At 71.3% G+C, this 20,246-nt stretch carries 15 protein-coding genes and 1 pseudogene; 7 read left to right on the top strand and 9 right to left on the bottom strand.

Annotated elements, in window-relative coordinates; translation table 11 throughout:
* Positions 1 to 64: 64 nt before the first annotated feature.
* From ADK36_RS24830 to ADK36_RS24855, 6 genes are all read right to left on the bottom strand, one after another.
* Positions 65 to 2,935: a glycoside hydrolase family 2 TIM barrel-domain containing protein gene (locus ADK36_RS24830; protein WP_053199078.1), complete on the bottom strand. Its 2,871-nt coding sequence runs from the start codon at positions 2,933 to 2,935 to the stop codon at positions 65 to 67.
* A gap of 28 nt (positions 2,936 to 2,963) precedes the next feature.
* Positions 2,964 to 3,860: a carbohydrate ABC transporter permease gene (locus ADK36_RS24835; protein ID WP_053199080.1), complete on the bottom strand. Its 897-nt coding sequence runs from the start codon at positions 3,858 to 3,860 to the stop codon at positions 2,964 to 2,966.
* On the bottom strand, positions 3,857 to 4,822 hold the full coding sequence (locus ADK36_RS24840) for a carbohydrate ABC transporter permease (protein WP_048582632.1): 966 nt from the start codon (positions 4,820 to 4,822) through the stop codon (positions 3,857 to 3,859). Before ADK36_RS24840 ends, ADK36_RS24835 begins: the two co-directional genes overlap by 4 nt.
* Positions 4,823 to 4,842: 20 nt before the next feature.
* Positions 4,843 to 6,108 (bottom strand): ABC transporter substrate-binding protein, encoded by a 1,266-nt coding sequence (locus ADK36_RS24845; protein WP_053199083.1) that lies wholly within the window; start codon positions 6,106 to 6,108, stop codon positions 4,843 to 4,845.
* A gap of 192 nt (positions 6,109 to 6,300) precedes the next feature.
* Complete coding sequence (locus tag ADK36_RS24850) at positions 6,301 to 7,551, bottom strand: ROK family transcriptional regulator (protein ID WP_048582634.1); 1,251 nt, start codon at positions 7,549 to 7,551, stop codon at positions 6,301 to 6,303.
* A 158-nt stretch (positions 7,552 to 7,709) separates the two neighbouring features.
* Entirely contained in the window at positions 7,710 to 8,963 is a 1,254-nt protein-coding gene (locus ADK36_RS24855; protein ID WP_048582635.1) for an FAD-binding protein, read from the bottom strand.
* Positions 8,964 to 9,094: 131 nt separating this feature from the next.
* On the opposite strand from ADK36_RS24855, the gene ADK36_RS24860 reads away from it, so the two are divergent.
* The 6 genes from ADK36_RS24860 to ADK36_RS24885 all read left to right on the top strand — a co-directional run bounded on the left by ADK36_RS24860 (position 9,095) and on the right by ADK36_RS24885 (position 16,852).
* Entirely contained in the window at positions 9,095 to 10,108 is a 1,014-nt protein-coding gene (locus ADK36_RS24860; protein ID WP_048582653.1) for a hydroxyacid dehydrogenase, read from the top strand.
* Between the two features lie 306 nt (positions 10,109 to 10,414).
* Positions 10,415 to 11,752, top strand: coding sequence for a radical SAM protein (locus ADK36_RS24865; protein ID WP_048582636.1), 1,338 nt, complete (start codon positions 10,415 to 10,417; stop codon positions 11,750 to 11,752).
* A gap of 189 nt (positions 11,753 to 11,941) precedes the next feature.
* Complete coding sequence (locus ADK36_RS24870; protein WP_053199085.1) at positions 11,942 to 13,429, top strand: cellulose-binding domain-containing protein; 1,488 nt, start codon at positions 11,942 to 11,944, stop codon at positions 13,427 to 13,429.
* 239 nt (positions 13,430 to 13,668) lie between these two features.
* Positions 13,669 to 14,772: a ribosome small subunit-dependent GTPase A gene (gene rsgA / locus ADK36_RS24875; protein WP_053199087.1), complete on the top strand. Its 1,104-nt coding sequence runs from the start codon at positions 13,669 to 13,671 to the stop codon at positions 14,770 to 14,772.
* Positions 14,773 to 14,936: 164 nt separating this feature from the next.
* Positions 14,937 to 16,337 (top strand): DNA-3-methyladenine glycosylase 2 family protein, encoded by a 1,401-nt coding sequence (locus tag ADK36_RS24880; protein ID WP_048582639.1) that lies wholly within the window; start codon positions 14,937 to 14,939, stop codon positions 16,335 to 16,337.
* A 2-nt stretch (positions 16,338 to 16,339) separates the two neighbouring features.
* Positions 16,340 to 16,852, top strand: a complete 513-nt coding sequence (locus ADK36_RS24885; protein ID WP_048582640.1) for a methylated-DNA--[protein]-cysteine S-methyltransferase — start codon at positions 16,340 to 16,342, stop codon at positions 16,850 to 16,852.
* Here the strand turns inward: ADK36_RS24885 and ADK36_RS24890 are convergent.
* From ADK36_RS24890 to ADK36_RS24900, 3 genes are all read right to left on the bottom strand, one after another.
* On the bottom strand, positions 16,812 to 17,546 hold the full coding sequence (locus ADK36_RS24890; protein ID WP_053199090.1) for a glycoside hydrolase family 95-like protein: 735 nt from the start codon (positions 17,544 to 17,546) through the stop codon (positions 16,812 to 16,814). The genes ADK36_RS24885 and ADK36_RS24890 overlap by 41 nt on opposite strands.
* Before the next feature lie 337 nt (positions 17,547 to 17,883).
* Positions 17,884 to 18,366, bottom strand: a complete 483-nt coding sequence (locus ADK36_RS24895; RefSeq protein ID WP_048582642.1) for a DUF456 domain-containing protein — start codon at positions 18,364 to 18,366, stop codon at positions 17,884 to 17,886.
* Positions 18,367 to 18,467: 101 nt separating this feature from the next.
* Positions 18,468 to 19,457: a helix-turn-helix transcriptional regulator gene (locus ADK36_RS24900; RefSeq protein ID WP_048582643.1), complete on the bottom strand. Its 990-nt coding sequence runs from the start codon at positions 19,455 to 19,457 to the stop codon at positions 18,468 to 18,470.
* Positions 19,458 to 19,930: 473 nt separating this feature from the next.
* Between ADK36_RS24900 and ADK36_RS50380 the strand changes: the two are divergent.
* A pseudogene (locus tag ADK36_RS50380) lies at positions 19,931 to 20,246 on the top strand (protein phosphatase 2C domain-containing protein); the annotation flags it as partial.

Consider the following 20,246-nt stretch of genomic DNA (forward strand, 5'->3'; position numbering starts at 1 on the left):
TCCGCACGCTGTCGGAAAGTCGATCAATCGGTCAATCGATTTACAGTTTTCTCACCATGACTTCTCACTCGTGGTTCGAGAACACGAACGAGAACTCCGCCGGCTCGGCGTTCAGGAAGTACCGCGGCAGCGGGCCCGGGCCGCAGGACTGCGAACCGATGCCGTGCTGGCCGTGGTCGAGGTTGATCCACAGGGTGTCGCCCGGCGTGAGGTCGGTCAGATGCCGGGCCGCGTCCAGCTGCTCGTTGGTCCAGGGCCGGGCGCTGAACCAGAACTCCGGGTCGCCCTCGATCCGCAGCCCGCCCAGCTCCGCCCAGCGGACGTCGGCACGGGCGCCGTTCTCCTGCGGGCGGACGTACGGGGTCCGAAGGTCGTCGATGCCCGGCAGCCACTGGCCGAGCTTCGAGGCGGCGCGCGTGTCCGGGTACGCCTCGGACCCGCCACCGAAGTACAGGACCTCCCGCGCGGCGTCGGCCGGCAGTCCGAAGCGGATGCCGAGCCGGGGCAGCGGCACGGTCCAGTCGCCCTCGGGAGTCACGGACACGGTCAGCTTCAGCAGGTTGCCGTCGGACGTCCAGCGGTACACCGTGCGCAGGCCCACCTCGGCGGCGGCGGGCGCCACCCGGGTGCGGACGGTCAACGCGTCGTCGCCCAGCTCCACGGCGTCCAGCCGGTGCTGCATCCGGTGCAGACCGAGCTTGCGCCACAGCGCGTCGTAGCAGGTGTTGTCCTGCCAGCCCCCCTCGTCGTTGTCCGTCGTCGCCCGCCACACGTCCAGGCGCAGCCCGGTCACGTCGAGGCCGCAGATCGTCGTCGGCCGGCCCGAGCGGGCGTCGAAGGACGCCGGGCCGAGCGTGATCAGCCGCTCCTCGCGCACGGGCCGTTCCGCGGCGGCGACGGTCACGGGCGTGCGCGGGGCGACGGTCTCCTGGCCCCACGCCACCTCGTGGCCCTTGGGCCCCCAGGCCGTGTCCTCGGCAAGCAGCGCGCGAACCGTCCACAGGACCTCGTCGCCCTGGCCGTCGGGGGCAGCCGTCGGAAGCTTGACCTCCGCCGACTCACCCGGCGCGAGGGGAGGCACGGCCAGCGTGTGCGCACCGGTGGGGAGCCCGTCCACCGCGTAGGAGAACTCGAACTCCAGGTGTGAGAGATCGGCGAAGTCGTACGCGTTCGTCACCCGTACGGTGCCGCCGGCGCCGTCGCCCTCGATGCGGACGGGCTCGATCACCTTCTTGTACTCGGCGAGCCCCGGGGAGGGCCGCCGGTCCGGGAAGACCAGCCCGTCGCAGACGAAGTTGCCGTCGTGCAGCTCCTCGCCGAAGTCGCCGCCGTAGGCGTAGCCCAGCTCGGGGTGGGCGACGCCGTGGTCGATCCACTCCCAGATGAAGCCGCCCTGGAGGCGCTCGTACCGCTCGAAGACCTGCTGGTAGTCGGCGATCCCGCCCGGCCCGTTGCCCATCGCGTGCCCGTACTCGCACTGGATGAAGGGGAGTTCGCGCCTCTTGTGCGTGCCACCGTCCAGGCCCTGGCCGATGCGCTCGACCTCCTCGTGGGAGGCGTACATCCGCGAGTACACGTCCGTGTCCCGGCAGTCCCAGTCGCCCTCGTAGTGCACCAGCCGCGAGGCGTCCCGGCCGTGGATCCACTCGGCCATGGCGGTCAGCCCGCGTCCGGTGCCGGCCTCGTTGCCGAGGGACCAGAAGACGACGGACGGGTGGTTCTTGTCGCGCTCGACCATCCGGGCGGCGCGGTCCAGCAGGGCCGGCGTCCAGCGGTCGTCGTCGACGGGGTTGTCCCGCCAGTTCTGCTCGGTGAAGCCGTGCGTCTCCAGGTCGCACTCGTCGATGACCCACAGGCCGTACTCGTCGCACAGGTCGAGGAAGGCCGGGTGCGGCGGGTAGTGCGAGGTGCGCACCGCGTTGAGGTTGTGCCGCTTCATCAGCAGCACGTCCTCGCGCATGGTCTCCAGGTCGAGCGCCCGGCCCTTCTCGGGGTGCCACTCGTGCCGGTTGACGCCCTTGAAGAGGATCGCCCTGCCGTTGACCTTGACCAGGCCGTCTTCGAGGACGACGGTACGGAAACCGATGCGCAGGGGAACCCGCTCGCCCTCGGTGACCAGCTCGCCGTCGTACAGCTTCGGCGCCTCGGCCGACCACGGCTCGACGGCGACCGTCACCGGTTCCCCGGTGGCGACATCGATGTCGAGGGCGGGCACGGACACCCGCCCGTCGACGTCGGAGTCGACGCGCAGGGTGCCCTCGCCCGTGGTGTGGTCGTAGGCGGCGTGCACGAAGAAGTCGCCCACGCTGCCCGTCGGGCGGTGCAGCAGGGTGACGTCACGGAAGATGCCCGGCAGCCACCACTGGTCCTGGTCCTCCAGGTACGAGCCCGCCGACCACTGGTGCACCCGGACGGCGAGCACGTTCCCGGCCGGCTTCAGCAGCTGCCCCACCGCGAACTCGTGCGGCAGCCGGGAGCCCTTGAACTCGCCGATCTCCGTGCCGTTCAGCCAGACGCGGGCGCAGGACTCCACGCCGTCGAAGCGCAGGACGGCACCGCCGTCGGCCGGCCACTCGTCGGGCAGGTCGAAGACCCGCACATGGTCGCCGGTCGGGTTCTCGGTCGGGACGTGCGGCGGGTCTACCGGGAAGGGGTAGAGGTGGTTGGTGTAGATGGGCGAACCGAACGCGCCGTCGCCCTGGAGGACCCAGTGGCCGGGGACCGTGACCTCGGCCCAGTCCCCGGCGTCGTACCCCTCAGCGGCGAACGAGTCGTCCTCGGCGTCGGCGGTCGCCGACAGCCGGAAACGCCAGCTGCCGTTGAGTGACAGGGACTGCGCGTCCGAGGAGGCGTACCAGGCGCGGGGCGGCAGGGCCCCGCGGCCCGGGGAGACGTCCTCGACGTAGTCGACGGAGGGGGTGGTGCGGAAAGACATCGGTCTCCAGCTCTTGAGAATGAAGGCGTCAGCCCTTGATACCGGTCTGCGCGATCCCCTGCACCAGCCAGCGCTGGAGGAAGAGGAACACGAACACCAGGGGCAGGATGGAAACGGCCGTGGCCATGAAGATCAGGTGGAAGACGACGGTCTGGTTGGTCATGTAGCTGGAGAGCGCGACCTGGACGGTCCACGAACTCGGGTCCTGCCCGATGACCAGCGGCCACAGGAAGGCGTTCCAGCCCGCGATGAAGGTGATGGTCGCCATCGCCGCGAAGAAGTTCAGCGAGTTGGGTACGACGACACGCCAGTACGCGCCCCAGTAGCCCAGGCCGTCCATGCGTGCCGCCTCCTCCAGTTCCTTGGGGAACCCCAGGAAGTACTGCCGAAAGAGGAAGCAGGTGAAACCACTGAACAGGCCCGGAATGATCAGGCCCCGGTAGGTGTCCACCCAGCCGAGCGAGGAGACCAGCACGAAGCTCGGCACGAAGGTGACCGCGGTCGGGACCATCAGGGTGCCCAGGACGGCGTAGAACACCTTGTTCGCGTGCTTGTACGGGATGCGGGCCAGGCCGTAGCCCGCCAGCGAGCACACCAGCAGGACGCCGACGGTGTGCAGGGTGGCCACGACCGCCGAGTTCCACAGGGACTGGGCGAACGGGACCGTCTCGTCGCTGAAGAGCTCGCTGATGTTGCCCCACTGGATGTCCGTGGGGAAGAACTTCCAGTTCTCTCCGGTGATCTCGGCGTCCGTGGAGAGGGCGTTGCGGACGAGGATGTAGAACGGGATCAGGAAGAGGAAGGCGGCGACGCCCGTGGCGATGTAGAGGCCGGTGGAGCTCATCACTCCGCCACCGCGCCTGACCCGGCTGGGTGTGTCCGACTTCGGTGCGGACTTGCGCACCTTGGGGATGGTGGAGGTCACTTGGACTCGTCCCCCCTTCCGAAGCCCATGATCTTGCCCTGGAGCAGGGTCACGGCACAGATCAGCACGGTCAGAATGAGCGCGCCCGCGCTGCCTGCGCCGTAGTCCTGGCTCTCGCCCAGGGCCTTGTAGTACAGCTCGACGAGGGGCGGGCGGCCCCAGGTGGTCTTCGACAGCAGGTTGAAGAACTCGTCGAAGGCCTGGTAGGCGGCGACGAGCAGCAGCAGGATCACCGCGGTGGACGTGGCGCGCAGCTGGGGCAGGGTGATGTACCGGAAGGTCTGCCAGCCCGACTTGGCGCCGTCGATGGCGGCGGCCTCGTACAGCTCGTCCGGGATGTTCTGCAGCGCCGCGATGAACAGGATCATGTAGAAGCCGGACTGCAGCCACAGCCGGGCGGTCACGATGACCAGCCAGTACCAGGGCGGGTTGGGGTCGATCAGCCAGGCGATGTTCTCGACCCCGAACCAGCCGAGGACCGTGTTCATCAGGCCGAAGCGGACCCCGCTGAAGATGGACATCTTCCAGATGAGCGCCGCGGCGACATAGCTGACCGCGGTCGGCAGGAAGAAGACCGAGCGGAAGAACGCCCGCATGAAGCGCATCCGGTTCACCAGCAGGGCGAGCCCCAGCGACAGCGCCCAGGTGGTGGGCACGATGAACGCGGCGAAGATGGTGAAGGTGCCGAGCGAGCCGACGAAGTCGTCGTTCGTCAGCATGTACTTGTAGTTGTCGAACCCGACGAACTTGTCCGGCGTGACGGTGAAGCGGGCCTCGAAGAAGCTCAGCCACAGGCTCCAGAGGATCGGCGCGTAGACGAAGATCGCCAGACCGATCAGGAACGGCCCGGTGAAGAGCCAGAAGGTGAAGGTGGGGCTGCCCCGCAGACCCCGCCGCGGCTTGGCCGGTGAGGCCTTCGCCGAGGCGGAGCTCGCGAGGTCGAGCTTGGTGGTCGTCGACATGTCGTGGTCCGTCCCGCGGCCTATCCGAACAGCTTCTTGAGCTCGCGGTTGACGGCCGCGTCGCACCTGTCGAGAGCCTTCTCCGGGTCCATGTTCTTGCGCACGCAGTTGGCGAAGACGTCCTCGAAGGCGGTGCGCATGGCCTGGGTCCAGCCGATGTTGTCGAAGTGCCCGAACTCGTTGAAGAGCTTGACGCCCTCAGCGGCGTTGCCCGACTTGAGCTTGGTGGCGGACTCGGCGAGCGAGGTGCGCGGCGGGATGTGGAAGCCGTAGGAGGTGGCCCAGTCCTCCTGGTACTCCTTCTGGTCGATCCACAGCCACTTGACGTACTCCTTGGCCGCGTCGACGTTCTTGCCCTTGGCGTTGACGAACATCGACCAGCCGCCGTTGTAGACAGACTGCTTGCCGTTGTCCGTGACCTTCGGGAAGGGGAAGACACCCCAGTCGTCGCCGAGCGCGTCCTGGATCGCCGGCATCGCCCACATGCCGCAGAACTGGATGGCGCACAGGCCCTGGTTGAAGGAGGAGGGGTCCCAGGACTCGGTCGGGGCGCCGAGGAGAAGGTCGCCGCTGGTGAACAGCGTGCGCATCTTCTTCAGGCCCTCGACGACGCCGTCCGTGTGATAGGCGATCTGGTTCTTTTCGTCGAGGTGCTGGGCGCCGGCCGACCAGATCAACGTGTCGTTGACGCTGTGCAGGTCGTTGCCCATGTACAGGCCCTTGACCTTGCCGGTGGTGAGCTTGGCGGCGGCCTCCATCAGCTCGTCGAGCGTGGTCGGCACCTCGACCTTGGCCTTCTCCAGCATCGACTTGCGGTAGAAGAAGAACTGCGGGTCGTCGATCATCCGGACGCCGTATATCTTCCCGTCGACCGTGTGCGACTTGATGTCGGCCGGGTTGAAGTCGTCCTTGACCGGGTCGATGATGTCGGTCAGGTCCGCCACCTGGCCGCTCTTGACCATCTGGATCTGCGGGTGGAACTCGAAGAGATCCGGCGCGTTGTCGGTGAGCAGGGCCGAGAAGAGCTTGCTCTCGAAGTCCGCGCTGGTGATCCACTGGGTGGTCACGTTGGCTTCCTTGTACGCCTTCGCGTACCGCTTGATGGCCTGCTCGGTGCCCGCCTCGCCGTACGCGTGGAACATCTGCACGAGGTTGGTGCCCGAACCGGACCCGCCACCGCGGCCGTTGTTGCCGCCGCACGCGGCCAGCCCGCCGGCGGCGGCCAGACCGAGCGCGGCCCGGAGTGCGGTGCGGCGGTCGAAGTTCCTGTTGCTCAATGCCGACATGCTGACGTCCTTGTCTCGAGTACGGCTGCGGCTCTGGGCCCGTTGCCTGTGGCTGGAGCGGCTCAGCGCCAGTTGGCTCAAAGGGGGTTGCGGTGCGGGACGTTAACCTTCGGCTAAGGCTTCGGCAAGGGGTTGGACGAAGTCTGTGCGAAGCGTTGTGCAACGTTCGGCATACCGGACATGGCGGGGGTGCTAGGAGGGCGGTGCGGTACGGCTTCTGACGTGCGCGGCGGTCCGCTTCGGCTGCCTCTGTCCCACCGACTGCAAGGCTCCCTCAAGCGCGAACGTCGCCGCGCCCAGGCAGACCGGGTCGGTCGGAATCGGGGAGAGGACGACCTCGGTGGCGGCCATCGGCCGCGGCAGCGCGTGCCGGGCGACGGCCTCGCGCACCTCCGTGACCAGGGGTTCACCGAGGGCGGCCGCGACCCAGCTGCTGAGCACGACCACTTCGGGGTTGAACAGGTTGACCAGGTCGGCGATGCCGGCACCGAGGTAACGGACCGTGTCCCGGAGCACCTTGAGCGCCACCGGGTCGCGTCCCCGCAGTCCCCGGGCGAGCGCGTCGATGGTGGCCGTCTGGTCCTCCGGATGCAGCAGCGGGCTGTCGGCGCTCAGCTCCCGCAGGGTCAGCATGATCCCGGACGCGCCGACGTACGCCTCCACGCAGCCGTGTTTGCCGCACCGGCACAGCCGTCCGTCCAGGACGATCGTGGTGTGGCCCCACTCGCCGGCGCTGTTGCTGACGCCCCGGTGCAGCCCGCCGCCCAGGACCAGTCCGGCGCCCACGCCGGTGCCCAGGTTGACCACCACGGCGTCCCCGCTCCCGCGCGCGGCCCCGAACCACAGCTCGGCCACCGCGCTGGCCCGCAGCGGGTTGTCCAGGTACAGCGGGTAGGCGATGTGCTCGGTGAGCAGGTCGAGCAGCGGCACGTCGTGCCAGTCCCAGTTGGGCGCGTACTCGGAGAACCCGGTGGCGCGGTCCACCTGCCCCGGCACGCTCACCCCGACGCCGAGGACGCGCGCGCCCTCGATGCCGGCCTGCGCGACCACCGAGCCGACGGCGGCGGCGACATGGCCCACCACCTGCTCGGGGAGGCTCTCACCGGGGCGGACGTCCTCCTCGGCGCGGGCCAGCACGTTCAGTCCGAGGTCGAACAGCTCGACATGGACGTACGTCTCCGCGATGTCGACGCCGATCAGGGCGCCGCCGGACGCGTTGACGGCCACGAGCCCCCGGGGGCGGCCGCCGGCCGAGTCCTCGAACCCGACCTCCGTGATCATGCGGAGGTCGAGCAGCTCGCCCACGAGGGTGGCGACCGTGGCGAGACTGAGACCGGTGGCGGCCGCCAGTTCCTGCCGGGAGGTGGGCGACGCGGCGATGATCTGGCGCAGCACCTCGTAGCGGTTGGCGGTGCGGATGTCGCGTGATGTGCCGCGCTTCATCGAACTCCCCTCACTGGCGGGCGCCGGCTCGGTCGGGTCGGCCGGGGGTCCGTCCCTTCACGTCATGCCGGGTCGGCACCGGCGCGGCGCAAGGCTATGGCGTGCGGGGACTTTCGACAAGGGGTTAGGAAAGGGGGTTTACGAAGTCTCCCAAGAGCTCACGCACCCAGTATGCCCTGCACGAAGGCGTTGGCGAATTTCCGACCGGGGTCCAGCTCCCGCGCCAGCGCCCGGAAGTCCGCCAGCCGCGGATACCGCCCGCGCAGCACCTCCGCCGGCACCGCGAACACCTTCCCCCAGTGCGGCCGCGGCTCGAAGGCGTCCAGCGCCGACTCCAGCCGCCGCACCACGGGCAGCACGGCCGCGGTGTCCTCGATCCACGTGAAGTGCAGCGCCACCGTGTCCCGCCCGTAGGAGGGGCTCAGCCACTGCTCGTCGGCGGCGACCGTCCGCACCTCGCAGGTCTGGAGCACGGACGCGACCGTCTGCCGGATCCCGTCAACGGCGTGCAGCGCGTCGACGGCGTACCGGCGCGGCAGCAGGTATTCCGACTGGAGCTCGGCCCCGCTGCTGGGCGTGAACTCCGCCCGGAAGTGCGGCAGCCGCTGATGCCACGGCCCCGGCACCCCGAACTGCTCCGTGCAGTTGACCGCGGGCATCCCCGGCACCGGGTGCAGCTTCTCGGTGGCGGGCGCGGCCCACGGGAAGTCGGCCGACGGCTGGTCGGTGCGCCGCTTGAGCCAGACCTGCCGGAAGCCCGGCGCGCGCCAGTCGGTGAACAGGCTCACGCTGTATGCCGACGCCATCACCGTCTCGAACGCCGCGAAGTCCAGCCCGTCCAGCGGCAGTTCGGTGAAAAGGTGCTGCTCGACGTCGAAGGACGGCTCCAGGTCCAGGGTGAGCGCCGTGACGACGCCGAGGGCGCCCAGCGAGGTGACGGCACCGCCGAACCGCTCGTCGTCCCGCCCGACGACCACCACCGACCCGTCCCCCGTGACCAGCTCGACCTCCCGCACGGACGTGGCCAGCGCGCCGTTGCCGACCCCGGAGCCGTGCGTGCCGGTGGCGACCGAGCCGGCCACCGAGATGTGCGGCAGTGACGCCATGTTGGGCAGCGCGAGCCCGTGCGCGTCCACCGCGCGGGCGAGTTCGGCGTACCGTACGCCGCCCGAGACCCGCACCGTACGGGCCGTGCGGTCCACGTCGATCACCGGCGGCAGGCCGGCGATCGACAGCAGGACGCCCTCGGGGCCCGGCTCGGCGATCCCGTTGAAGGAGTGCCCGCTGCCCAGCACCCGCACCCGCTCGCTCCCCGCCACCAAGGCCCTGATCGCGTCCAGCGAGTACGGCCGGTGCAGCTCCTTGGCGGTGTAGGTGATGTTGCCCGCCCAGTTGGTGATCGTCTCCGTCATCCCTCGCCGTCCTTCAGGGTGTGTGCGTGTGCGTTGACCCTCTCATCCGCGGCTGCCTACGGTAGATACCGTTTTCCATGCCACTTTCGCCCGACCTCGACCTCGACCTGACCGAGCCGGAGGCCACGTCCTTGACACAGCGGCCGTACGCCATATTCGCCATGTCCGCCGAGAACGTGCCGCAGGTCTTCCCGCCGGAGGTGCTGGAGCGGCTGCGGGAGTCGGTGGACATCGATCCCGCCCTGGTGGCCGAGGACTTCACGGACCCGGGCCCGCGCCTGCGGGACGCGCTCGCCCGTGCCGAGATCCTCGTCACCGGCTGGGGCTGCCCCCGCCTCGACACGGCCGTACTCGACGCCGCGCCGAAGCTGCGCGCGGTCCTGCACTCCGCCGGCTCGGTCAAGGGCCTGGCCACGCCCGAACTGTGGCGGCGCGGCATCGCGGTGAGCTCGGCGGCCGTGGCCAACGCCGTGCCGGTCGCCGAGTACACGCTGGCCATGATCCTCCTCGCCGGGAAGGACCTCTTCGCCGCCCGCGACCGCCTGCGCACCGAGCGGGCCTTCCCGGGCTGGGGGCTCGTCCCCGGCATCGGCAACCACGGCCGCCGGGTCGGAGTGGTCGGGGCCTCGCGTATCGGCCGCCGGGTGATCGAACTCCTCCGCCCCTTCGACCTGCGGGTGAGTCTCACCGACCCGTACGTCGACGAGGCGGGCGCCGCCGTGCTCGGCGTACCGCTGCTGCCGCTGGACGACCTCCTGCGCACCTCGGACGTCGTGACGATCCACGCCCCCGAGACCCCTGAGACCCGTCACCTCGTCGGCCCCCGCGAGCTGGCCCTGATGCCCGACGGAGCGGTCCTGATCAACACCGCGCGCGGCGGCCTGGTCGACCACGAGGCCCTGATCGCCGAACTGAGCACCGGCCGCCTGTCCGCGATCCTCGACGTCACCGAGCCCGAGCCCCTGCCTGCCGACTCACCCCTGTACGACCTCCCGAACGCCTTCATCACCCCGCACCTCGCGGGCTCCCAGGGCAACGAGGCGGCCCGCCTGGGTATCGCGGTCGCGGAGGAGGCGGAACGGCTTGGCGCCGGGCAGCCGTTGGCCCACGGGATCGCCCAGTCCGAACTGGAACGCATGGCGTGACGGCTGTTTGTTTCCGCCCCCGCCGCCCCTACCCGTCCCGTCCCCGGGGGCTGCGCCCCCAGACCCCCGCCATCGGCCCTGCGGGCCTCGTCCTCAAACGCCGGACGGGCTGAGAATGCCTGGCGAATCCAGCCCCTCCGGCGTTTGAGGGGCGGGTCTGGGGCGGAGCCCCAGGAGGATGGGGCGGGGAGGGGCGGCGGGGGCGAGAAGTACCGCGGGCGGCCTCGAAGGGGACCCGGCGCCGTTCACGCTCGGGCAGGGGCATACCGTGAGGAGTCGTACGCCTGAGCCGGGAGGAGATTACGGATGGGCAGCCGCACCGCACTGGTCGAGGATCTGATGGAGCGATTCCCGCACGTTCCGCGGGAAGCCGTCTTCAAGGAGGATCTGCTGCGGGGTGGCGTGGCCTTCGACCCGTCCGCCCTCAGCGACAACGAGGGCGGTGAGGTCAAGCCGAAGTCGTACTTCATCTTCTCCTTCGACCACGGCACCCTCCCCGAACTCGGCGAGGCCGCGCTGCGGCGTCCGCCGGAGGAGATCATCCTCACCGGCGGCCCGTACGACCTGCGCCGCACCGTCGTCTCCGTGCGCGTGAACCCGTCCTCGCCGTACCGGGTCGCGGCCGACGAGGAGGGCGTGCTCGGCCTCTACCTCGACGGCAAGCGGATCGCCGACGTCGGGGTGCCGCCGATGCCGGAGTACTACCGGCACACCCTCGCCAACGGGAAGTCGGTGATGGAGGTGGCCCCGACCATCCAGTGGGGCTACCTGATCTACCTCACCGTCTTCCGGGTCTGCCAGTACTTCGGCGCCAAGGAGGAGTGCCAGTACTGCGACATCAACCACAACTGGCGCCAGCACAAGGCGGCCGGGCGCCCGTACACCGGGGTGAAGGACGTCGAGGAGGTCCTCGAAGCCCTGGAGATCATCGACCGGTACGACACCGCCAAGGCGTCCACCGCCTACACGCTCACCGGCGGCGCGATCACCAAGTCCGTCGCCGGACGCGACGAGGCCGACTTCTACGGCCACTACGCCAAGGCCATCGAGGAGCGCTTCCCGGGGCGGTGGATCGGCAAGGTCGTGGCCCAGGCGCTGCCGCGCGACGACGTGCAGCGCTTCAAGGACTACGGCGTGCAGATCTACCACCCCAACTACGAGGTGTGGGACGAGTACCTCTTCAAGATGTACTGCCCGGGCAAGGAGCGCTACGTCGGCCGGGACGTGTGGCACAAGAGGATCCTCGACTCGGCGGAGGTGTTCGGGGCACGCAACGTGATCCCCAACTTCGTCGCGGGCGTCGAGATGGCGGAGCCCTTCGGCTTCAAGACGGTCGACGAGGCGATCGCGTCGACCACCGAGGGCCTGCGGTTCTTCATGTCGCACGGGATCACGCCCCGCTTCACCACCTGGTGCCCGGAGCCGACCACCCCGCTCGGCAAGGCCAATCCGCAGGGCGCCCCGCTGGAGTACCACATCCGGCTGCTGCAGGCCTATCGCCGGACGATGGAGGACTTCGGCCTGTCCTCGCCCCCCGGCTACGGCCCGCCCGGCCCCGGCAACGCGGTGTTCTCGGTCAGCTCCTTCATGGACAGCCTCCCGGCGGTGGAGTCCCCGGCGGCGGAGGATTCCGCCACGGTGTAGTTGAGACAGACGGGGCCCGCGTCCGTACAAGTGGCTGGAGTTGTAGGGGCGCGCGGCCTGTCATGACATCTGAACACGACGCTTGTCAGTTGTGTTGAAGACGTGAAAGGCTCATGCCCTGCCGCGAGGTTCCCCCCAACTCCATTGCCAATATGGCGAGTTGACCTCGCATGTGGATGCAGGAGTCTCATGCCCGACCTGCCGACCCCCCAGGACGCCACCGAGGCAGCGCTGTTCTCCGAGTGCTGGGACGCCGTGCTGTCGTACTCCGACCTGTGCACGGCCGGCTCCACCGCGGCCAACCAGCTGGCCACGGAAGCGTTCTCGACCGGTATACGTGAGGCCCGCGACACCGAGGCCGGGTCCTTCCGGAGTGCCGGCCGTCGCCCGGCCCGGCTGCCCCGCGTCCCCCTGCTGCTGACCGCCGTACGCACCACGGCGGCCGCCTGGGAGGAGAGCGGACAGGGCCACAAGCTCGCCCCCGACCTGCGCCTGTGGCTCAACTCCGAGAAGGCCGACCGATACACCGGCCCCCCGCTCCAGCGCCCGCTCGCGCTGCGCGGACTGCGCGACATGCAGGAACCGGACGCGGCACTGCTGTGGCTGGCCGAGGTGGAGGGGCTGCCGCTGCACGTCGTGGCCCGCCGGCTCGGCCTCGACCCGGCCACCGTGTCCGACGAACTCAACCAGGTCCGCGTCCTGTTCAGGGACCGCTGCCAGCGCAACCAGCTCGACACCCCGATGGACGCACGGTGCCGCAGCTACGCCCGCCTCCTCGACGCCGTCACCCGCTCGACCGGCGCCGACGCCCCCGGCGACCTCTCCCGCCACCTCGCCACCTGCGTGCAGTGCGCCGAGGCCGCCGCCTGTCTGCGGCTGAACGGTTCCGGGCTGCCCGCGGCCCTCGCGGGCGGTGTCCTCGGCTGGGGCGGCCTCGCCTACCTGGAGCGCCGCCGCCGAGCCGCCGAGGTGCGGCTCGGCGCCGGACACCCCGACCCGGTGGACGCCGGCCCGCCGAACCCCGGCGCGCACAAGGCGCGCGTCGTGCGCAACGGCCTCCTCGTCGCCGCAGTCCTCGTCTCGGTGCTCGCCCTCGCGGTGTCGATCATGCCCGCCGGCTCCAGCGGCGACGGCGTGGCGACGGGCGGCGACCCCTCCGACCGCCAGCCGGTCGCCGACCCCGGCTTCACCCTGCCGGCCACGGCCGCGACCCAGCCCTCCGAGGGCTCCCCGGAGCCGTCGGACAGCGCCACGGACGCCGACGACTCGCCCGACCCGAAGAAGCCGGGCCCGGGGCCGCAGGGCACCACGTCGTCCACGGCCGGCGAGGACGACCCGGACCGGCCGGACCCCTCCGCGAGCGAGCCGGTGACCTGCAGCGTCGACTACGACCTGGTCAACGAATGGCCCGACGGCTTCCAGGCCACCATCACCGTCACCACCGAACGAGCCCTCGACGACTGGCACGTCGCCTGGTCCTTCCGCAACGGCCAGGAGGTCGGCCAGATGTGGGACGCGAGCTTCGCCCAGAACGGCTCCCGGGTCACCGCCACGGCCGCGGACTACAACAAGACGGTCCCCGCCGGCGGCGAGCTCGCCTTCGGGTTCCTCGCCTCCCGGGACGGCGAGAACTCCAAGGCGTACGACTTCACGCTGAACGGGCACGACTGCGCGTAAAACCGGTTGACGGGCCTTCGTGGGCCCGGGCTAGAGTGACGGAAGATCAGGGCGGTGGCCGGTGGCCGCCGCCGTCGAACGGACGTGAGTGAGGAGGTGTCGACCGATGGCTGTCTTTGCGACGAGCGCTGCCCGCATCCAGTTCATCAAGTCCACCTCCGTGGCCGCCGGCTGAACCACTCCTCTCTCCGCGTCTGACGGGCGCGGCTGCCGGGGCCACCCTTGTGAAGGGTCACCCGTTGACTTCCACCTCTACGTCCACCTCTGTTTTCTCCGCGTTGGCCCCCTACGGCTGGGACTCCGCCTGGGCCGACGCGTTCACCCCGTACGACGCCGAAGGGCTGCTGCCCGGACGGGTCGTGCGGGTCGACCGCGGGCAGTGCGACGTCGTCACCGCCGACGGTCCCGTACGGGCCGACACGGCGTTCGTCACCCCGCACGACCCGATGCGGGTCGTCTGCACGGGCGACTGGGTCGCCGTCGAACCGGCCGGGAACCCGCAGTACGTACGCGCGTATCTGCCGCGCCGTACCGCCTTCGTGCGCTCCACCTCCTCCAAGCGGTCCGAGGGGCAGATCCTCGCCGCGAACGTCGACCACGCCATCGTCGCCGTGTCGCTGGCCGTCGAACTCGACCTCGGGCGCATCGAGCGCTTCCTCGCGCTGGCGTGGGAGTCGGGCGCGCAGCCGCTCGTGGTCCTCACCAAGGCCGACCTCGTGCCGGACGCGGTGACGCTCTCGCATCTCGTCCAGGACGTGGAGACCACGGCGCCGGGTGTGCCGGTGCTGTCGGTCAGCGCGCTGGACGGGGCCGGGCTCGACGTCCTCGTCGCGGTCGTCTCCGGCGGTACGTCCGTGCTGCTCGGGGCGTCCGGCGCGGGCAAGTCGACGCTCGCGAACGCGCTGCTCGGCGAGGACGTGATGGAGGTCCAGGCCGCGCGCGACGTCGACGGCAAGGGCCGTCATACGACCACCACGCGCAACCTTCTCGCCCTGCCGGGCGGTGGCGTCCTGATCGACACCCCGGGGCTGCGCGGCGTCGGCCTCTGGGACGCCGAGACCGGGGTCGGCCAGGTGTTCTCGGAGATCGAGGCGCTGGCCGAGCGGTGCCGCTTCCACGACTGCGCGCACGACAGCGAGCCGGGGTGCGCGGTGCGCTCCGCGCTCGACGCCGGTGAGCTGCCCGAGCGGCGGCTGGAGAGCTACCGGAAGCTGGTGCGCGAGAACCAGCGGATCGTGGCCAAGACGGATGCGCGGCTGCGGGCCGAGATCAAGCGGGACTGGAAGCGGAAGGGAGCGGAAGGGCGAGCGGCGATGGAGGCGAAGAGGGGGCGCTGGCAGTGACGGTGCCGGTGTCCGTGGGGCTGTCGACGAGGGCTGCCGCCTCCGGGCCCCCGCTTCGGCCCTGAACGGGCCTCGTCCTCGAACGCCGGACGGGCTGGTGGGGCAGCGCCATGTCCGATTTCCGCCAGCCGGCCCTTCGGTCAGGGCGGACACTGGACGGTGTGATGGACGAAGACACCAGGTACGAGGCCGTGCGGAGCCGTGACGCCCGTTTCGACGGCGAGTTCTTCTTCGCCGTCGAAACGACCGGCATCTACTGCCGCCCCAGCTGCCCGGCGGTCACGCCGAAGCGGCGCAACGTGCGGTTCTTCGCTACGGCCGCCGCCGCGCAGGGCTCGGGATTCCGGGCCTGCCGGCGGTGCCGGCCGGACGCCGTTCCCGGGTCCGCCGAGTGGAACGTACGGGCCGACGCGGTCGGGCGGGCCATGCGGCTGATCGGCGACGGCGTCGTCGACCGGGAAGGCGTCGCCGGGCTCGCCACGCGGCTCGGCTACAGCGCCCGGCAGGTGCAGCGCCAGCTCACCGCCGAGCTGGGCGCCGGACCGGTGGCCCTCGCCCGCGCCCAGCGGGCGCACACCGCGCGCGTTCTGCTGCAGACCACCGAGCTGCCGATCACGGAGATCGCGTTCGCGGCCGGGTGGGCCAGTGTGCGGCAGTTCAACGACACGATCCGGGCCGTCTACGCCTCGACCCCGAGCGAGCTGCGCGCCGCCGCGCCGACGGGCGGCCGCCCTTCCCGGCGTACGGCCACCCCAGCGGCCGGGATCCCGCTGCGGCTCGCCCACCGGGGCCCCTACCAGGCCGGCGCCGTCTTCGACCTGCTGGCCCGCGAGGCCGTCCCGGGGATCGAGGACGTCTCGGGTCCACCGGGCCGCCGCACCTACCGCCGTACCCTCCGGCTGCCCCACGGCACCGCCATCGTCGCGGTGGAGGAACGGCCGGGCGGCGTGGGGAGGCGCGCGCGGGCGGCTCACCCCGGCGGCTGGCTCGACGCGCGGATACATCTCACCGATCCCCGCGACCTGACCACCTCCGTCCACCGGCTGCGGCGGCTGTTCGATCTGGACGCCGACCCGTACGCCGTCGACGAGCGGCTCGGCGCCGACCCCCGGCTCGCTCCGCTGGTCGCCGCGCGGCCGGGGCTGCGGTCGCCCGGGACCGCCGACGCCGAGGAAGTGGCCGTACGGACGCTGGTGGGGCCGGAGCGGGCCGAGGTGCTCGTGCGGCGGTACGGCAAGGTGCTCGACGCGCCCTGCGGGAGCCTCACCCATCTGTTCCCCGAGGCGGCCGTCCTCGCCGAGGCCGAGCCCCACGGCCCGCTGGGCGCGCTCACCGCCGCCCTCGCCGACGGCGCCGTACGGCTGGACCCGGGCGCCGACCGGGACGAGGCGGAGGAGGCGCTGTTCGCGCTGCCCGGACTCGACGCCCGTACCGTCGCGGGCATCCGCACCCGTGCCCTCGGCGATCCGGACGTCGCACCCCCCGGCGTCGACGCCCCTGACAGCTGGCGCCCCTGGCGCTCTTACGCCTCGCAACACCTGCGTGCAGCAGGGGAGTTGGAGTAACCATGATTGTCCCGACCACGCACTGGACCGAGGTCGACAGCCCTGTCGGCCCGCTCCTCCTCGCCGCCGACCCCGACACGGGCGCCCTGACCTCCCTCTCCGTGCCGGGCCAGAAGGGCGGTCGTACCGTCCAGGACGGCTGGCGGCGCGACCCCGCGCTCTTCCGCGCCGCCGAGGAACAGCTCGCCGCCTACTTCGCGGGCGAACTCAAGGAGTTCCAGCTGGAGTTGAGCACGGGCGGCAGCGAGTTCCGGGAGCGGGTCTGGGCCGCCCTCGACACCGTTCCCTACGGCGCGACCACGACGTACGGCGAGATCGCCGCCCGGATCGGCGCCTCCCGTGCCGCCGTGCGGGCCGTCGGCGGCGCGATCGGCGCCAACCCGCTGCTGATCGTCCGCCCCTGCCACCGGGTGATCGGGGCCGACGGCTCGATGACCGGGTACGCGGGCGGCCTCGAACGCAAGGTGCGGCTGCTCACGCTGGAGGGCAGGCTCCAGGGGCCGCCCCGTTCCTAGGGAGCCCCCAGCGCGGTACCTCCTCGTTCGGCCGCACCGGCGCGATCGTCAGGTCCGGGCGGTCGCCCCGCGCCGTGACCAGCGCCGAGTCGCCCCTCCGCAGGGCGATGCGGATCGCGCCCTCGCCGGCGTCGGAGTGGCGGAGCGGGCGGCCCCGTCCGTCCCGCACCTCGACCGGTCCCGCGATGCCGTGCCGCACGACGCAGGGCGCCCCCGCCTCACTGGTCAGCCGCACCCAGCGGGTGACCCCGCCCGCGCGGACCGCCGACAGCAGGAACGCGCCCTGCGTACGGAAGTCGTGCACCGTCAGGTCCGCCCAGGCGGCGGGGAGGGCCGGGAAGACGCGGATCACCCCGCCCCAGGACTGGCAGACCATGTCGTGCAGGGACTGGGCCGCCGACAGCGGTGTCTCGATGACCGGGCCCGACTCCTTGTACATGGTGTTGGGCTGGACGAAGCGGGACATCAGCTCGCCCAGGTACCGCAGCGCGTCCTCGCCCTTGCCCAGCAGCGCGGACATCGACGCCGCGCCGGTGAAGGTGTAGCCCTGGAGGGCGCCCTCGAAGCCCACCCAGTGGGCCGACGACCGCTCGATCAGGGCCCGTTCGTCGGCCGTGCGGCCGGTCGCGCGGCAGCGGCCCGAGCCGAGGAAGCCGTTGCCCAGGAAGGGGCCCTCGTACCAGGTCGTCGGCATCCGCTGCCAGACGAGGTCGGCGTCGTCGAGGACGCTGCCCAGGGGTCGGAGCGGGCGTCGTGGCCGGGGTTTCCCGTGGCTTCGGAGTCGGCCGCGCTCGCCTGTGCGGGGAGCCCGCCCGCGAGGACGGTCCCGCCGAGAGCGGATCCGGTGGCGAGCACGGTACGTCGGGACGGGCTGGGCATTGCGCCTCCATCTGAACGCCGAGTCATCGGAGCTATCCCGCGACGCAACGTAGAGAAGGGGGGAGGAGTCGTCAATATGGAGGAAGAGACCCGATGTATCGGCCCCAGGGTGCGAACTCCGGATCGTCAGCCCAGTTCGTCGGGCCAGTTCGTCAGCCCCAGACCACCGCACCCACCCACGCCCCCGCGATCAACTGGCATGTGAACAGCTCCGCCAGCACGCTCGACCCCCCCGACCGCATCGCCGTCCGCAGTGCGGCCCTCGCCTCACCGTGGCGGCCGAGCCGGAGCCGTTCGCCGAGGTAGGCGCCGGCCATGAAACCGGGGATCGAGCCGACCACGGGGATCAGGAAGAAGCCCAGGAAGGACCCCGCTCCGGCGTAGACCGTGACGCGGCGGCCGGCCCAGTTCGGGCGCAGTCGGCGGGGCGGCAGGGCCCAGCGCACCACCTGGGAGAGGAACAGCGCGACGGTGGCCCCGACCAGCACCCACCACGCGACCGGCTGGGGGTCCTTCAGCGCCCACCACATCACCGCGGCCCACACCAGCCACGACCCCGGCACACCGGGCACCAGCACTCCGCAGAGGCCGAGCAGGAGGACCAGGCCGACCAGCACGAGGTCCCACACTCCCATCTGACCAGAGTGCCGGAGGCCGCGAGAACGCGCAGATCAGGCTTGTCGGGGCGGGGACACCGCGGTCACCCCCCCCCGCCTCCGCCGCTCCCGCGCTCCCGTCACCCCTGCCGCTCCCGCGCCACCCACCCCCGCTCGTACGCATGCCACCCCAGCTGCAGCCGTGTCGTGACCCCGGTCAGCTCCATCAACCGCTTCACCCGGCGCTGTACGGTCCTCAGGCCCAGGTCCAGCTGCTTGGCCACGCTCGCGTCGGTCAGGCCGGCGAGGAGCAGGGAGAGCACCTCCAGGTCGGTGTCGTCGGGTCCGTCGGGCTGCTGCTCGGTGACGCCGGATGTGCCGAGACGCAGCGGCAGCGCCTCCTGCCACACCGACTCGAACAGTCCGGACAGCAGCTCCAGCAGCCCGCTCGCGTGGACGACGAGCGCGGCGGGCTCCGCGGTGTGCGAGGTGAGCGGCACCAGGGCGAGCGTCCGGTCGGCGATCACCAGCTTGGTCGGGACCCGGTCCACCACCCGTACCTGCTCCTCGCGGGCGAGGGCGGCGGACAGCTCGGTGATGCCGTCCGGCTGGTCGAGGACCGCCCGCTCCAGGACCACCCGGTAGCGGACGCCGCGATCGGCGGCCTGCTCCTCGGCGTCGTTCTCCATGCCGGTGACGGCGACCGGGTTGCCGGTGACCAGCGCGCACACCTCCTCGCTCGCCCCGAGCTGGAGCTGGAGGAAGCGCTGCGAGACGGCAGCCGCGCCGATCACCACCTCCACGAGATCGTGTACGGCGGGCTCGGCGGCCCCCGCCCGGTACTCCTCGGCGAGCATCGCGGCCGCCAGCTCCGCCTTCTCCAGCTCGTGCCGCCGCTGGGTGAGCAGCGCGCCCAGCGCCACCCCGGGCGGCGCGGCGACCCAGCGGCCGGGCCGGGCCGAGGACTGGGCCGCGAGTCCGTGCCGCTCCAGACGGCGCAGGGCGCGTTCGGTGTCGTACTCGCCGAGCATCAGCCGCCGCGCGAGGTCCGGCACGTCGGCGGCGCCCACGGACACCAGGGCCCGGTACGCCGACTCATGCGTCTCGTCGAGACCAATCACTCCCAGCATCGGGCCGCGCCCCTCCTCACAGAACACCGGTGTTCGGTCCGTGGCGGAAAACGGCCACGGCGCGAAACCGCCTCGGCACATCATCGCCGCACCACCGGTCACTCTGCCAAGGTGTCGCCACCGCAGCATCAACCACCGCATCGCCCCCCCTCATCGGCCGCCGCCCGAGCCGGTCACACTCAGGACCGTCCCGACCGATGCGAACGGTACGTCGATCACCCGGATCGTGATCCGGGCCCACACGCGCGCCGACGCGCGCGAAGGGGATCTGGGCCCGGGTCACTCGGCAGTCGCCGGGCGGTTCTCCCGTGGGGGGTGGGATCGCCCGGCGACCTGTTTCGCCTCTTGTTCCGCCCGGTGTATCGCAAGGCCGTTCCATGCCTCACCCGACAACGCCTTTCGAGGCGCTTCACCGGGTCGGATTTTCCTGATGCCCCGTTTTCATCCGGCCCGTGCGGTGGACAATTGGGGGCATGAGCCAGCAGGGGGGAAGGCCCACCGGTCACGAGGACGACTGGTGGGGGCAGCTGTACGGTGACTTCGCCGAGGACACGGGCCCCACGGCGGCGCCCGACTCACTGGACGACCGTTTCGCCTCCGCGGCGGGGGCGGTGAACCAGCGCTCGGGGGGAGGGGGCCCGGGAGCGGGCGCGGCTGTTCCGTCGCCGCGGGCCGACACCGATGCCGCACCGGGCCGGGCGACGTTCCCCCCGGGTCTGCCGAAGCCGCCGGGGTTCACGGTGGAGTCACCGCCGGCCGACGAGGGATCGCCCCCGCCCGACCCCACCC

Origin of the sequence: Streptomyces viridochromogenes, assembly GCF_001270495.1 — a bacterium.
Lineage (GTDB): Bacteria > Actinomycetota > Actinomycetes > Streptomycetales > Streptomycetaceae > Streptomyces > Streptomyces viridochromogenes_A.

Bases quoted from the DNA above. Each gene is read 5' to 3' on its own strand.
- ADK36_RS24895 (WP_048582642.1), bottom strand. From the start codon at position 18,366: ATGGGAGTGTGGGACCTCGTGCTGGTCGGCCTGGTCCTCCTGCTCGGC.
- ADK36_RS24880 (WP_048582639.1), top strand. From the start codon at position 14,937: ATGGACGAAGACACCAGGTACGAGGCCGTGCGGAGCCGTGACGCCCGT.
- ADK36_RS24865 (WP_048582636.1), top strand. From the start codon at position 10,415: ATGGGCAGCCGCACCGCACTGGTCGAGGATCTGATGGAGCGATTCCCG.
- ADK36_RS24870 (WP_053199085.1), top strand. From the start codon at position 11,942: ATGCCCGACCTGCCGACCCCCCAGGACGCCACCGAGGCAGCGCTGTTC.
- ADK36_RS24900 (WP_048582643.1), bottom strand. From the start codon at position 19,457: ATGCTGGGAGTGATTGGTCTCGACGAGACGCATGAGTCGGCGTACCGG.
- ADK36_RS24845 (WP_053199083.1), bottom strand. From the start codon at position 6,108: ATGTCGGCATTGAGCAACAGGAACTTCGACCGCCGCACCGCACTCCGG.
- ADK36_RS24840 (WP_048582632.1), bottom strand. From the start codon at position 4,822: ATGTCGACGACCACCAAGCTCGACCTCGCGAGCTCCGCCTCGGCGAAG.
- ADK36_RS24830 (WP_053199078.1), bottom strand. From the start codon at position 2,935: ATGTCTTTCCGCACCACCCCCTCCGTCGACTACGTCGAGGACGTCTCC.
- ADK36_RS24855 (WP_048582635.1), bottom strand. From the start codon at position 8,963: ATGACGGAGACGATCACCAACTGGGCGGGCAACATCACCTACACCGCC.
- ADK36_RS24890 (WP_053199090.1), bottom strand. From the start codon at position 17,546: ATGCCGACGACCTGGTACGAGGGCCCCTTCCTGGGCAACGGCTTCCTC.
- ADK36_RS24850 (WP_048582634.1), bottom strand. From the start codon at position 7,551: ATGAAGCGCGGCACATCACGCGACATCCGCACCGCCAACCGCTACGAG.
- ADK36_RS24885 (WP_048582640.1), top strand. From the start codon at position 16,340: ATGATTGTCCCGACCACGCACTGGACCGAGGTCGACAGCCCTGTCGGC.